The organism is Brevibacterium sanguinis (assembly GCF_003315415.1).
GTDB classification, from domain to species: domain Bacteria; phylum Actinomycetota; class Actinomycetes; order Actinomycetales; family Brevibacteriaceae; genus Brevibacterium; species Brevibacterium celere_A.
The window spans coordinates 107,173-120,640 of the sequence record NZ_QNSB01000007.1; the positions used below are offsets into that span (position 1 = coordinate 107,173).

Genomic DNA, 13,468 nt, shown 5'->3' on the forward strand with positions numbered 1-13,468 from the left:
ACCGGCGCGATCGGCGGTCGCCGACCGGCCGGTCGATGGTCCTCACTCGGCGTAGATCGCCTCGATCTCCTCGGCGAAGTCCTCGGCGACGATGTGCCGCTTCACCGACTGCTTGGCCGAGAGATAGCCGTTGGCCTCGCTGAGCTCCACCGGCATGATGGTGAACTTCTTGATCCCCTCGGCGCGGGAGACCGTTCTGTTGACCCGGTCGACGGCCTTCTCGATCGCGTGGCGCACGGTCTGGTCCCGTGCCGCCTCCTCGAGGCTCATCTCGGGCAGGCCCTGGTTCTGGAGCCAGGTGGGAAGCATCTCGGAGTCGAGGAAGACGAGGGCGGAGATGAACTTGCGATTGTCGCCGAGGACGACGGGCTGTCCGATGATCGGGTGCCGGCGCAGGGCGTCCTCGAGCGGAGCCGGGGCGATGTTCTTCCCGCTCGAGGTGACGATGATCTCCTTCTTGCGGCCCGTGATCGTCAGGTACCCGTCCTCGTCGAGGTCTCCGAGGTCGCCGGTGGCGAACCAGCCGTCGTGGAAGCCGTTCTCGGTGGCCTCCGGGTTGTCCCAGTACTCGCGGAAGACGCACACGCCCTTGGCCAGCACCTCGCCGTCGGGGGCGATGGCCACCGAGCAGCCGGGCAGGGGCACTCCGACGGTGCCGATCTTCGCGTTCTCGGGCACGTTGACGGTGATCGGCGCGGTGGTCTCTGTGAGTCCGTAGCCCTCGAGCACGATGAGCCCGACTCCGCGGTAGAAGTGCCCGAGGTGGGCGCCGAGCGGACCGCCGCCGGAGACCGCGTGGGTGACGTTGCCGCCCATGATCGCGCGCAGCTTCGAGTACACGAGCTTGTCGAACAGCGCGTGCTGGAGCCGCAGGGTCAGGGGGACGGCGCCGTTGTCGAGAGCCTTGGAGTAGGCGACGGCGACCTGTTCGGCGCGGCGGAAGACCTTCTCCTTCCCTCCGGCCTCGGCCTTCGCCAGGGCGGAGTTGAAGACCTTCTCGAACACGCGGGGAACGCCGAGGATGAAGGTGGGCTTGAAGGTGCCGAGGGCGTCGGTGAGCTTGGTCAGGTCCGACTGGTGGGCGAGCAGCGAGCCGCAGGTGATGGACAGGACTTCGATGAACCGGGCGAAGACGTGGGCCTGGGGGAGGAAGAGCAGGCACCGAGCGTCGTCGGTGAAGACCTCGGGGATCTGCATCCGCGCGGCCAGGGCCGTCTGGACGAAGTTGGCGTGGGTGAGCACGCAGCCCTTGGGCCGCCCGGTCGTGCCCGAGGTGTAGATGAGCGTGGCGATCGACTCGCTCGTCACCTGCGTCCGCTGCGCCTCGAGCGCATCGTCGTCGACATCGCGTCCGTCGGCCTCGAGCTCGGCGAACGCCCCGTCCTCCCAGACCCACAGTCGCGGCGGCTCGACTCCGGCGGCCGCGGCGGCCGCCTGCACCCTCTCGGCGTGCGCGCGGCTGCGGACGAGGCCGCGTCCGACGGCGGCGTTGCCGATCATCCAGGCGAGCTGGTCCTCGGACGACGTGTCGTAGAAGGGGACGGAGATCGCGCCGGCGTACCACACGGCGTAGTCGCTGAGCGTCCATTCATAGGAGGTCGGACCGAAGATCGCGATCCGGTCGCCGACCTCGACCCCGGCGGCGAGCAGTCCCTTCGCGGCGGCGCGCACCTCGGCGAGGAACTCCCCGGCGGTGACGTACTCCCAGTCCCCGCCCGCGGCGCGAGCGAGAGCGGGCTTGTCCGGGTTCTTCGCGACCTGCTCGAGGAAGACGTCGATCGTCGAGGACGTCGTGTCCATCTCGAAGCCGACCACCGGGGTGGAGGACTGGGGCATGGTCGATGGGCTCATGGGGACTCCTTTGCGGGCGACGTTGCCCCGCCATCTTACTGCTCGGTCACTAAGTGGTGAAATCGCTCACGTTTGCACGCGCAGACGCTCATCGAACGACTTGGCGCCAGTCTAGCCAAGACGACGCCCGGATTGTTCGGAGTACGATGGTCAAAACCCACATCAGCTGCGAAGGAAGGTAATGACGACGAACCCTGAGGAAGCCGGTTTCCGCTACGACGCGTCGCTGGCCGAGAAGATCGAGGAATCGTGGCAGCAGCGGTGGGAAGAGGCGGGGACGTACCACACCCCGAATCCCGCCGGTGATCTCAGCCCGACCGGAGAGCTCGGTCGTCTCGACACCGCTTCCGCCTATGGGCCGCCGCAGGACCTGTTCGAACGCGAGTCCCTCTACATCATGGACATGTTCCCGTATCCCTCGGGAGCGGGCCTCCACGTGGGCCACCCCCTGGGCTACCTCGCCACCGACGTCTTCGGCCGCTACCAGCGCATGTGCGGACGCAACGTCATGCACGCCCTGTCCTACGATGCCTTCGGTCTGCCCGCCGACCTCTACGCGGTCCAGACCGGTCAGCACCCGCGCATCACCACCGACGCCAACATCTCGAACATGAAGCAGCAGCTGCGCCGGCTGGGCCTGGCCCACGACGCGCGGCGCAGCTTCGCGACGACCGACGACGAGTTCGTCAAGTGGACGCAGTGGATCTTCCTCCAGATCTTCAACTCCTGGTACGACCCCGAGGCGCGGACCGAGGGCGAGGACTCCGTGGGTGCGGCCCGGCCCATCGGCACGCTCATCGACCAGTTCGCCTCCGGGACGAGGCCGACGCCCGACGGCCGCGACTGGGCGCAGCTGAGCCGGGCCGAGCAGGAGTCGATCCTGCAGGACTACCGCCTCGCCTACGTCTCCGAGTCACCGGTCAACTGGTGCCCGGGCCTGGGCACGGTGCTCGCCAACGAGGAGGTCACCGCCGAAGGACTGTCCGAGCGCGGCAACTTCCCCGTCTACACCCGCCGGCTGCGGCAGTGGAACATGCGGATCACCGCCTACGCCGACCGCCTCATCGACGACCTCGACGCCCTCGACTGGCCGTCGGCCGTGCGCACGATGCAGATCAACTGGATCGGCCGGTCCAAGGGCGCCCTGCTGCGTCTGCCCGTCGCCGGCTCCGATGCCCACGTCGAGGTCTACACGACCCGTCCGGACACGCTCTTCGGGGCCACCTACCTCGTGCTCAGCCCCGAGCACCCGCAGGTCGCCGATCTCACCGCCGCCGCCTGGGACGAGACCGTTCCCGAGCGCTGGCGCGGGACGGGCGCGACCCCCGCCGAGGCGATCGCCGCCTACCAGCGCGAAGCCGCGGCGAAGACCGACGCGGACCGCCAGCAGAGCCGCGACAAGACCGGCATCTTCACCGGGTCCTCCGCGCTCAACCCCGCGACGGGGCAGGAGATCCCCGTCTTCGTCGCCGACTACGTGCTCATGGGCTACGGCACGGGTGCCATCATGGCCGTGCCCGCCGAGGACCCCCGCGACTGGGAGTTCGCGAAGGAGTTCGGTCTGCCCTACATCCGCACGGTCGAGCCGCCCGCCGACCACGACGAGGACTCGCCGTACACGGGGGACGGGCGGATGATCAACTCCGCCAACGACTCCATCGACATCAACGGACTCGAGGTCGCCGAGGCGAAGGCGCGGATCACCCGCTGGCTCGCCGATCAGGGTCTGGCCGAGGAATCGACCCAGTACCGGCTGCGGGACTGGCTCTTCTCCCGCCAGCGCTACTGGGGCGAGCCGTTCCCCATCGTCTACGACGCCGAGGGCACACCGATCGCCCTGCCCGACGAGATGCTCCCCGTCGAGCTGCCCGAGGTCGACAACTTCGCCCCGCGCACCTTCGCCGCCGACGACGCCGACAGCCGGCCCGAACCGGCTCTCGGCCGCAACCGCGACTGGGTCGAGGTCGAACTCGACCTCGGCGACGGCCCCCGGACGTACTACCGGGAGACGAACACCATGCCCAACTGGGCCGGGTCGTCGTGGTACCAGCTGCGGTATGCCGATCCGCACAATGCCGAGAAGGTCGTCGACCCCGCCAACGAGGCCTACTGGCTGGGGCCGCGGGAGTCGAAGCCGCGCGGCGGCGCCGACCTCTACGTCGGCGGCGCCGAGCATGCCGTCCTCCACCTCCTCTACGCCCGCTTCTGGCACAAGGTCCTGTTCGACCTCGGCCACGTCTCCTCGTCCGAGCCGTTCCACCGGCTCGTCAACCAGGGCTACATCCAGGCCTACGCCTACACCGACTCGCGCGGCGTCTACGTTCCCGCCGCCGAGGTGGAGGAGCGCACCGACGAGAGCGGTGAGCCGACGTTCTGGTACGCCGGCGAGCAGGTCAACCGGGAGTACGGCAAGATCGGCAAATCCCTGAAGAACTCGGTGATGCCCGACGAGATGTACGACGCGTACGGGGCGGACACGTTCCGGGTCTACGAGATGTCGATGGGCCCGATCGAGCAGGCCCGGCCCTGGGAGACCCGCGCCGTGGTCGGCGCGCACCGGTTCCTCCAGCGCGTCTGGCGCCTCGTCGTCGACGAGACGACCGGTCGGACCGTGGTCCGGGAGGGCACGGCCGACGCCGCGACCCTCAAGGTCCTCCACAAGGTCATCGACGGCGTCCGCGACGACATGGAGAACCTGCGGTTCAACACGGCGATCTCGAAGCTCATCGTGCTCACCAACCATGCGACCAAGCAGGGCGGGGCGACCCGGGACGTGCTCGAGCCGCTGACCATCATGCTCTCGCCCTTCGCCCCCCACCTCGCCGAGGAGCTGTGGTCACGACTCGGGCACTCCTCGACGATCACCTACGCCTCCTTCCCCGCGGCGGACCCGCAGCACCTCGTCGCCGACCAGGTCACCTGCGTGGTCCAGGTCAAGGGCAAGGTGCGGGCCCGGATCGAGGTCGACCCGGAGATCTCCGAGGCCGAGCTCGAACGACTCGCCCTGGAGTCGCCGAACGCCATCAAGGCCCTCGACGGGGCCGGAGTGCGCAAGGTCATCGTGCGCGCTCCGAAGCTCGTCAACATCGTCCCCGACGCCTGAGCCCAGGCTGCCCGGCAGTGAGGAGATCGACTAGGTTATGACCATGGAAGACATCCAGGACGAGATCAGGCACACCCTCGGTGTGCGACCGACGATCGATCCCGCCACCGAGGTGGTCCGCCGGGTCGAGTTCCTCGCCGACTACATCCTCACGACGGGCGCCAAGGGGCTCGTCCTCGGCATCAGCGGCGGTCAGGACTCGACCCTGGCCGGGCGGCTGAGCCAGCTCGCCGTCGAGGAGCTGCGGCGCCGCGGGGCCGAGGCCGAGTTCTGGGCGCTGCGGCTGCCGCACGCGGTGCAGGCCGACGAGTCCGACGCCCGGGACGCGATGGACTTCATCGGCGCCGACCATGAGCTCGTGTTCAACATCGGCTCGGCCACCTCGGCGTTCGCCGAGGAGTACCGGGACGCGAGCGGAGAGGCGATCACCGACTTCGGCAAGGGCAATGTCAAGGCGCGGATGCGGATGATGGTCCAGTTCGCGGTCGCGGGGGAGAAGCGCCTCCTCGTCGTCGGCACCGACCATGCCGCCGAGGCGGTCACCGGGTTCTTCACGAAGTACGGAGACGGCGCCGCCGACGTCGTCCCGCTCGAGGGCCTCGACAAGCGCCAGGGTCGCGCCCTGCTCGAGCACCTCGGCGCCCCGGCGCACCTGGTGACCAAGGCGCCGACCGCGGACCTCCTCGATGAGAAGCCCGGTCAGACCGACGAGGCCGAGCTGGGGCTGACCTACGAGCAGATCGACGACTTCCTCGAGGGCAGGCAGATCGACCCCGCGGCGGCCGAGCGCCTCATCGACAAGTACCGGGCCAGCGAGCACAAGCGCCGGACCCCCGTCACCCCGACCGACACCTGGTGGATCCGGCACTGAGACGGGGAGGTACTGCGCCAGAGTCAGGAGGGCCGGTGGGAATCCACCGGCCCTCCTGACGTCCCACTGCCGGTCGTCCGCGCGTGCCCCCGCCTCCCGGCTCGGCTGACGGGGCATCCGTCGGCTCAGCAGACGGGCAGCGCTCGGCTCAGGCGACGAGGCCGAGCTCGAGCGCCGTCTGGTTGAATTCCCACCTGGCGGAGAGGAACCGGTCGCCGAGGCTCTCCCCGCGGGTCCGCGCCTGCGTGTACTCGCGCCATCCGCCCTCGCGGGTGTCGCCGGGACGGATCTCGCGGCGGGTCGGGTCGTCGGGCAGCACTCGGGTCTCCTCGGTGACCCAGATCGAGAGGGCCTCGGCCGCGCGATAGAGGTTCATGAAGGCCGTGTGGGACCGGGGGTTGTCGAAGCTCGCCTTCTTGAACTCCGAGCGGAAGGCGTGCAGCGGTTCGAGCTCGTCGACGGCGAGCGTCCCGAACGTGGCGTCCAGGCGCAGGGACTGGATCAGACCGTCGGAATCCGGCAGCAGGGCGAGGATCCTCTGCGCGGCGATCTCGTCGGGGATCTGTGCGACCTCCTCGTCGACGGGGGTCAGCCCGAGCGTGTCGAGCCGTCCCCGTTCGACGCTGAGCTCCTGGCGGAGGCGATCGACCTGGTGCTGCGCGCGCCTCCATTCGCCGTGGACCATGAGGAGGGCGGCGACGCAGCCCAGGCACAGGAACAGGCCGATGATCCACGCGAAGCCGTGCAGCCCGGGCACGGCGAAGAGCACCGCGGCCGCGACGGTGAGGACGGCGAGGGTCACCGCTGCCGGTGAGTTGGTGAGGAAATCGAGAAAACGCTTCACGGTACCAAGACTACTGTTCCAACCTGCGGATCCTGTGGACCTCGGTGGCATATAGTGTGCTCGGAATGCAGGTCGCCGGGAGGAAGAGCTCAGGTTGAGGATTTCAGTCATCGGATGCGGATATCTCGGTGCCGTGCACGCGGCGGCGATGGCGTCTCTGGGCCACGAGGTCGTCGGAGTCGATGTCGACGAGGACAAGATCGCGGCCCTGACCGCGGGCCGGCCCCCGTTCTACGAGCCCGGGTTGGGCGAGCTGCTGGTGCGCGGGCGTGAGCAGGGCGGCCTCGAGTTCACCACCGACATCTCCCGGGTCGCCGGGGCGAAGGTGCACTTCGTGTGTGTCGGCACCCCGCAGAAGCCCGGTGAGTTCGCCGCCGATGTCACGTACGTGGATGCGGCGGTGACGTCCCTGGCCCCGCATCTGACTGCGACGTCGGTGGTTGTGGGCAAGTCGACGGTGCCCGTGGGCACCGCGCAGCGTCTGGCCGGTGTCCTCGCGTCCTCCGGGGCCGATCTGATGTGGAATCCGGAGTTCCTGCGCGAGGGCCACGCCGTGGAGGACACCCTGCATCCCGATCGTCTCGTCTACGGGGTCGCCGACGGTGCCGCCGGTGAGCGGGCCACCGCCGCCCTCGACGGCGTCTACGCGACGATCCTCGCCGCCGACACGCCGCGGATGGTCACCGACTATGCGACCGCGGAGCTGGTCAAGACGGCGGCGAACTCGTTCCTCGCGACGAAGATCTCGTTCATCAACGCGATGGCCGAGCTGTGCGAGGCCGCCGGGGCAGACGTCACCCTGCTCGCGGATGCGATCGGGATGGACGACCGGATCGGGCGGAAGTTCCTCAATGCCGGGCTCGGGTTCGGGGGCGGGTGCCTGCCCAAGGACATCCGGGCGTTCATGGCGCGGGCGGGAGAGCTCGGCGCCGATCAGGCGGTGGCGTTCCTCAAGGAGATCGACTCGATCAACATGCGTCGGCGGGTGCGGATGGTCGACATCGCCCGCGATGCCCTCGACGGGTCGTTCATCGGCAAGAGGATCACGGTCCTCGGGGCGGCGTTCAAACCCGACAGCGATGATGTCCGTGATTCCCCGGCCCTGGCGGTGGCGCGGCTCATCGCGACGCAGGGCGGGGTGGTGACGGTGACGGACCCCGAGGCGATCGGCAATGCCCGGCGGCTGTTCCCCGAGCTCGGGTTCGTCGCCGACACCGGTCAGGCGCTCAGGGGCGCCGATGCGGTGCTGCTGCTCACCGAGTGGCGGGAGTACCGGGACCTCGATCCCGATGCGACGGCTAGGCTGGTCGCGGGTAAGGTCCTCGTCGACGGGCGCAATGTGCTCGATCCTGTGGCCTGGCGCGCGGCGGGATGGACGTACCGGGCGTTGGGGCGGCCATGAGGATCGGACTGGTCACCGACTCGACGGCACAGCTGTCCGCGGCGGAGCTCGCCCGTCTCGACGAGCTCACCGGCGGCCTCATGCAGGTCGTGCCGCTGACCGTCATCGTCGGCGGCGTCGAGTTCACCGACGGCGAGCTCAGCCCCGAGGAGCTGTGCCGGGCGATGAGCGAGGGAACCGAGGTGAGCACCTCTCAGGCCACCCCGGCGCAGTTCGCGAACGCCTTCGCCACCCTCATCGACCACGGCGCCGAATCCGTCATCACGGTGACGATGTCGGGCGAGCTGTCGGGCACGCGGGACTCGGCCGTGACCGCCGCCGAGGCGCAGCCGATCTTCATCGACGTCGTCGACTCCCGAACCACCTCGGCGGGGTTGGCCGGGGCCGTGTCCATCGCCGCCCACGGCATCTCCCAGGGCCTCGACGCCGAGTCGATCGCGGGCACCGTGGCGGACTGGAACGCGGGGGAGACGACGACGCTGTTCGCCCCCCGCACCCTCGAACACCTGCGCCGGGGCGGCAGGATCGGTGCGGCGTCGTCACTGCTCGGCCGCGCGCTGCAGATCGTCCCGGTGCTCGGCCTGCGCGCCGGCGCCGTGGTGCCCCTGGCCCGGGTGCGGACGTGGTCGAAGGCGCTCGAGCGGATGGCCAAGCTGTCCGCCGAGGCGGCCGCCGGATTCGATGAGAGCGTGCGGGTGGAGATCCAGCACGCGGGAGGCGAGGGCGACCACGCCGACGTCGTGTGGCTCGAGGAGCGCTTCGCCGGGCTCGGCCTCGAGACCGCCCGACGGACGCTGTCGCCGGTCATCACCGCGCACGTCGGGCCCGGAGCGATCGGCGTCACCGTCCAGACCACCCGCTGAGTGCCGCGGCCGCCGTCCGGTGGGGCGGGCCACTCATGCTCGGCGGACTGGGGATGGGCCCCGGACTCGTGCTCGATTCGCCTGTGGACGCCCAACCGCCGTCCACAGGCCCCGATCCCTTCCTGGCGTGGGACTCTGCTCGCCCCTTAGCGTGCGGGCATGGCAGTGTCTCCCGACGATCGCTTCGCCGGACTCATCAGTGCAAGCGCCGAGCGCGGCGGATGGGTCCCGGGAGACGTCGTCACCGCCGATGACCATGGCGAGGAGGAGCCCGTTCCGGCGCGACGGACCCGACTGCCCGTGCTCGTCGCCCTCGCCGTCCTCACCGCGGCGGTCCTCGTCGCCGCATTCCTGGTGCTGCGCCCCGTCGACCGGCAATCGTCGGTCGGGCAGCCCGCAGGGGCTCCTGTCTCCGAGGGAGCGGGCGCCGTCCCCAGCGGCGGCGCGGCGGCGGGGCAGGGGACCGGCCAGGCGGAGGGTCACGGGGCGGACCAGGCCGCCGCGGGGAAGCCGTCGGGCACGGTCACCGTCCACGTCACCGGGCAGGTGCGCGATCCGGGAGTGGTGACGCTCGACGCGGGTTCGCGGATCCACGACGCGGTGGAGGCAGCCGGGGGTCTGGGCAGCGCGGCGGATGCCGAGGCGGTCAACCTCGCGCGAGTCCTCGTCGACGGCGAGCAGATCCACATCCCGAAGCCGGGGGAGCGGGTGTCCGACCGGGGAGGCGATGCCGCGGCCGGGCAGGGCACCGGTGCGGACGGCGGTCAGGGCGCGGGAGGCCAGGACGCCTCAGGTGCGGGATCCTCCGGTCCCGGACCGGGGCCGACGGGCGCGGACCCGGAAGGCGCCGCGGCGAAGATCGATCTCAACTCCGCCGATGCCACGGCCCTGCAGACCCTGCCCGGGGTCGGGCCCGTGACGGCCGAGGCGATCATCGCGCACCGGCAGACCCAGCCCTTCACGAGCGTCGAGGACCTGCTCCTCGTCCACGGCATCGGCCCCAAGACGTACGAGAGGCTCAAGGACCTTGTCACCGTCGGCTGAGCGAGCCGGGGGCCGGCAGAACCGGGCGCCGGCCGGCTGGATGCGGTCGGCGGGGACGCCGAGGACGGGCAACGCGCCCGGGCTGGGGATGTCGCTCGTGGCGAGGTCGACGGCAGCAGCCCGGCTGGGGAGGGCGACCGCGCTCTGGCCGGGCTCGACCCGACTCCTCCTGTGCGCGGTCGGGCTGTGGGCACTGGCCCTGGCCTCTCCGGGGCCCTGGGCGCTCCTGCTCACGCCCGCGGTGGCCATGGCCGGGTTCGCATGCCTCGGCGCGCGCCACCACCTCGGCGTCGGACTCATCCTCTTCGCCTGCCTGGCCACCGTCCAGCTGTTCGCCGCCGCCGGCGGACCAGGACCCGTCGGCGGTCCGGGCACTGCGGCACAGCGGTCCTCGGTCGCGGGTCTCGTCGTCGGCCGCGGCGAGCCGGGGACATCCGGGTGGTCACGGCTGACGGTCGCCTCGACGACCGGCCTCGTCGAGGTCCTTTCCCCGAGCGTCCCCGCCGTGGGCTCACGGGTGGAGATGACGACGGAGAGCCTCGGCGACATCCGGATCACCAGGACGGAGCCCGCGGTGCTCGAGGAGCCGGGCCCGCTGTGGCAGTGGCGGAACGAGGTGCGGGCGCAGCTGCGGGAGGACTCCCTGTCCACCGGGCATCGAGGCGGGCGCCTCCTGCCGGGACTCGTCGTCGGCGACACCGCGCCGCAGGATGCGCGGATGCGCGATGACATGCGCATCGTCTCGCTCAGCCACGTCTCCGCGGTCTCGGGGACCAACGTCACGATCGTCGTCGTCGGCGCCGGTCTGTTCGCCGGACTGTGCCGGGCCGGACCCCGCACCCGCGTCGGCGTCGGCATGCTCACCTGCGCCTTCTACCTCATCATCGTCGGGTTCGAGCCGAGTGCCATCCGGGCGGCGGCGATGGCGATCGCCGTGGCCCTCGTCTTCCTCCGCGGCGGCGGGATCTCGCCCGTGGCCGTCATCTCCGCGAGCGTGTGCACCCTGCTCAGCCTCGTGCCGCTGCTCGCCTCCACCGTCGGCTTCGTCCTCTCCGTGGCCTCGACCGCGGCGATCATGTTCGTCGTGCCGCCCCTGGTCCGGGTGCTCACCGTCCGCCTGCGACGGGTCCCCGCGCTGATCGTCTCCGCGCTCGCCGTGCCCCTCATCGCGCAGCTCGCCTGCACCCCGGTGCTCGTCGCCATCGACCCGAAGGTCGGCCTGTGGTCGGTGCCCGCCAACGCATTGGCCGGACCGGCCGTCCTGCCCGCCACGGTCCTCGGCTTCCTCGCCCTGGTCTGCGGAGGGCTCGGTCTCCTCGGCGTCCCCGTCATCGCCGTCTGTGCGACCGTGTTCGCCTGGGCGGGCTCGGCGTGCGCCTGGTGGATCGTCGCGGTCGCGCAGCTCTTCGCCGGTCTGCCCGGTGCCGCACTCGACTGGCCGGCACCTCCCTGGGGAACCGTCATCGCGCTCGTGCTCCTCGTCATCGCGGGGGCGGGGGCATGGCTGGTCCTGCGCTGGCGGCTGTGGGGGATCCCGGTGCTCGTCGTGGCGGTGGCGCTGACCGCGCTCGTCGTCGTCGCCCAGCGCGGCCGTCTGCCGGCCGCGGACTGGGTCGTGCTCGTCTGCGACGTCGGCCAGGGGTCGGCGACGGTCGTCAACCTCGGCGCCGGCACCGGACTCGTCGTCGACACCGGCGAGGAGCCGAAGCCGGTCGACGAATGCCTCGACACCGCTGGAGTCGAGGACGTCGAGCTCGTCATCTCCCACTTCGACGCCGATCACAGCGCAGGGTGGGAGGGGACGACGTGGTCGCGGTCGATCGAGCGGCTGTGGCTGTCACCGAACGCGGCGAGCGGTGAGGCGCCCCAGCGGATCGCCGAGGGCACCGGCGCCGAAGTGGTCACGGTGCAGCGGGGTCGGCGGATGCGCCTCGGCGCCGCCGACATCGAGATCCTCTGGCCTCCTGCGCCGGCCGTCCAGGGACCGACCCAAGAGGGGTCGGTCCAGCCGGGTCCGGCGGAGCAGGGGTCGGCCCTCTCCGCACCGACCCAGTCCCCGGGGCAGCGGAATCCATTGCGCCCGGCGGAGGACTCCGCGGCCCGCAACGAGGAGTCGCTCGTGCTGCGGATCGAGATCGGCGGACTCAGCCTGCTCGCCCCCGGGGACATCGGGGAGGATGAGCAGTTCGTCCTCGCCCAGAGCCTGCAGCCGGTCGATGTGCTGCTCGCCCCGCACCACGGCTCTTCCGACCTGTCGGAGGACTTCTACACCGCGGCCGGCGCCCGCCTCGGCGCGGTGTCCGTCGGGGACAACAGCTACGGCCATCCCACTCGGCGTTCGCTCAGCGCCTTCGGTCCCGTTCCGGTGGCGCGCACGGACCGCTGCGGAACCATCGCGATCTATCCCGACGCCCGCTTCTCCACGGAGCGGACGTGCCGTTGAGCCGACGAGGGCCCGTGTCGGGACCGGACGCTAGGCTGGAGCCATGGCAGTGAAGAAGACCCTGGTCCCCTGGAGTTCCGCGAAGCCGGCACCCGTCGTCATGATCTCGGGCAGCGAGCAGGTGCTCGTCCGCATGGCGAAGGACAGGATCGTCGCGGCCGCGCGGAAGAAGGATCCGGAGGAGATCGACCTCGACGCCTCCTCCTGCCAGGGCGGAGAGCTCGCGATGGCCGCCTCGCCCTCCCTGTTCTCCACCGCGAAGCTCATCACCGTCGACGCCGTCGAGAAGTGCTCGGAGGCGTTCCTCGACGACGCGCTCGGCTACCTCGACGATCCCCACGAGGACACCGTCCTCCTGCTGCTCCACGGGGGCGGCAACCGCGGGGCCAAGCTCGTCAAGAAGCTCGACGCCGCCGGATATCCCCGGATCGACGCGGCGCCGCTGAAGAACGAGAGCGATCGCGCGAAGTTCGCCCAGGGTCGGTTCAAGGCCGCGAAGCGGCAGATCGACGAGGGCGGGATGGCCGCGCTCATGGCGGCGCTGGGGTCCGATCTCGCCGAGCTCAACGCCGGGATCGATCAGCTCGTCGAGGACACGACGGGCACGATCACCGCGGAGATCGTCGACAAGTACTACGGCGGACGGGTCGAGGCGACCGGGTTCAAGGTCGCCGATGCCGCGGTCAGCGGTGACGCCGGGAGCGCGCTGAGCCTGCTCCGTCACGCCCTGTCGACCGGTTCGGACCCGGTGCCGCTCGTGGCGGCCGTCGCGATGAAGCTGCGTTCGATGGCCAAGGTCCAGGGGTTCTCCGGATCGAGCGGAGAGCTCGCCGCCGAGCTGAAGATGGCTCCCTGGCAGGTCGACCGCGCCAGGCGTGAGGTGCGTCGGTGGAACGAGGTGGCGCTGGGTCAGTCCCTCATCGCCGCCGCCGAGGCGGATGAGGCAGTCAAGGGCGGGGGCCGCGATCCCGTCTACGCCGTGGAGTCGTTCGTCGCCGAGGTGTGCCGGCTCGCCGCCCGCAGGTGACGCCCACGCCGCCCGCAGGT

The 13,468-nt window shown here is 70.7% G+C and carries 9 protein-coding genes; 7 read left to right on the plus strand and 2 right to left on the minus strand.

Annotated elements, in window-relative coordinates; genetic code table 11:
- Positions 1-42: 42 nt before the first annotated feature.
- A complete protein-coding gene (locus tag DFO65_RS11465; protein ID WP_113904570.1) occupies positions 43-1,851 on the minus strand; it encodes an AMP-dependent synthetase/ligase in 1,809 nt (602 codons plus the stop codon).
- 181 nt (positions 1,852-2,032) lie between these two features.
- On the opposite strand from DFO65_RS11465, the gene leuS reads away from it, so the two are divergent.
- Both leuS and nadE read left to right on the plus strand, forming a co-directional pair.
- Positions 2,033-4,954: a leucine--tRNA ligase gene (leuS, locus tag DFO65_RS11470; protein ID WP_113904571.1), complete on the plus strand. Its 2,922-nt coding sequence runs from the start codon at positions 2,033-2,035 to the stop codon at positions 4,952-4,954.
- Between the two features lie 43 nt (positions 4,955-4,997).
- Positions 4,998-5,825, plus strand: a complete 828-nt coding sequence (gene nadE / locus DFO65_RS11475; protein ID WP_113904672.1) for an NAD(+) synthase — start codon at positions 4,998-5,000, stop codon at positions 5,823-5,825.
- Positions 5,826-5,973: 148 nt separating this feature from the next.
- On the opposite strand, the gene DFO65_RS11480 is transcribed toward nadE, so the two are convergent.
- The gene (locus tag DFO65_RS11480; RefSeq protein ID WP_113904572.1) at positions 5,974-6,669 is read right to left on the minus strand and encodes a hypothetical protein; all 696 of its coding nucleotides are present in this window, start codon (positions 6,667-6,669) and stop codon (positions 5,974-5,976) included.
- Positions 6,670-6,763: 94 nt separating this feature from the next.
- Between DFO65_RS11480 and DFO65_RS11485 the strand changes: the two genes are divergently transcribed.
- The 5 genes from DFO65_RS11485 to holA all read left to right on the plus strand — a co-directional run bounded on the left by DFO65_RS11485 (position 6,764) and on the right by holA (position 13,448).
- On the plus strand, positions 6,764-8,071 hold the full coding sequence (locus tag DFO65_RS11485; RefSeq protein ID WP_113904573.1) for a UDP-glucose dehydrogenase family protein: 1,308 nt from the start codon (positions 6,764-6,766) through the stop codon (positions 8,069-8,071).
- On the plus strand, positions 8,068-8,934 hold the full coding sequence (locus DFO65_RS11490) for a DegV family protein (protein WP_113904574.1): 867 nt from the start codon (positions 8,068-8,070) through the stop codon (positions 8,932-8,934). The genes DFO65_RS11485 and DFO65_RS11490 overlap by 4 nt, the downstream gene beginning before the upstream one ends.
- A 159-nt stretch (positions 8,935-9,093) precedes the next feature.
- A complete protein-coding gene (locus DFO65_RS11495; protein ID WP_113904575.1) occupies positions 9,094-9,978 on the plus strand; it encodes a ComEA family DNA-binding protein in 885 nt (294 codons plus the stop codon).
- On the plus strand, positions 9,962-12,421 hold the full coding sequence (locus DFO65_RS11500) for a ComEC/Rec2 family competence protein (protein WP_245940657.1): 2,460 nt from the start codon (positions 9,962-9,964) through the stop codon (positions 12,419-12,421). Before DFO65_RS11495 ends, DFO65_RS11500 begins: the two co-directional genes overlap by 17 nt.
- Positions 12,422-12,464: 43 nt before the next feature.
- Positions 12,465-13,448, plus strand: a complete 984-nt coding sequence (gene holA / locus DFO65_RS11505) for a DNA polymerase III subunit delta (RefSeq protein ID WP_113904577.1) — start codon at positions 12,465-12,467, stop codon at positions 13,446-13,448.
- The last annotated feature ends 20 nt before the right edge of the window (positions 13,449-13,468 follow it).

Bases quoted from the DNA above. Each gene is read 5' to 3' on its own strand.
- DFO65_RS11465 (WP_113904570.1), bottom strand. From the start codon at position 1,851: ATGAGCCCATCGACCATGCCCCAGTCCTCCACCCCGGTGGTCGGCTTC.
- holA (WP_113904577.1), top strand. From the start codon at position 12,465: ATGGCAGTGAAGAAGACCCTGGTCCCCTGGAGTTCCGCGAAGCCGGCA.
- leuS (WP_113904571.1), top strand. From the start codon at position 2,033: ATGACGACGAACCCTGAGGAAGCCGGTTTCCGCTACGACGCGTCGCTG.
- DFO65_RS11490 (WP_113904574.1), top strand. From the start codon at position 8,068: ATGAGGATCGGACTGGTCACCGACTCGACGGCACAGCTGTCCGCGGCG.
- DFO65_RS11495 (WP_113904575.1), top strand. From the start codon at position 9,094: ATGGCAGTGTCTCCCGACGATCGCTTCGCCGGACTCATCAGTGCAAGC.
- nadE (WP_113904672.1), top strand. From the start codon at position 4,998: ATGGAAGACATCCAGGACGAGATCAGGCACACCCTCGGTGTGCGACCG.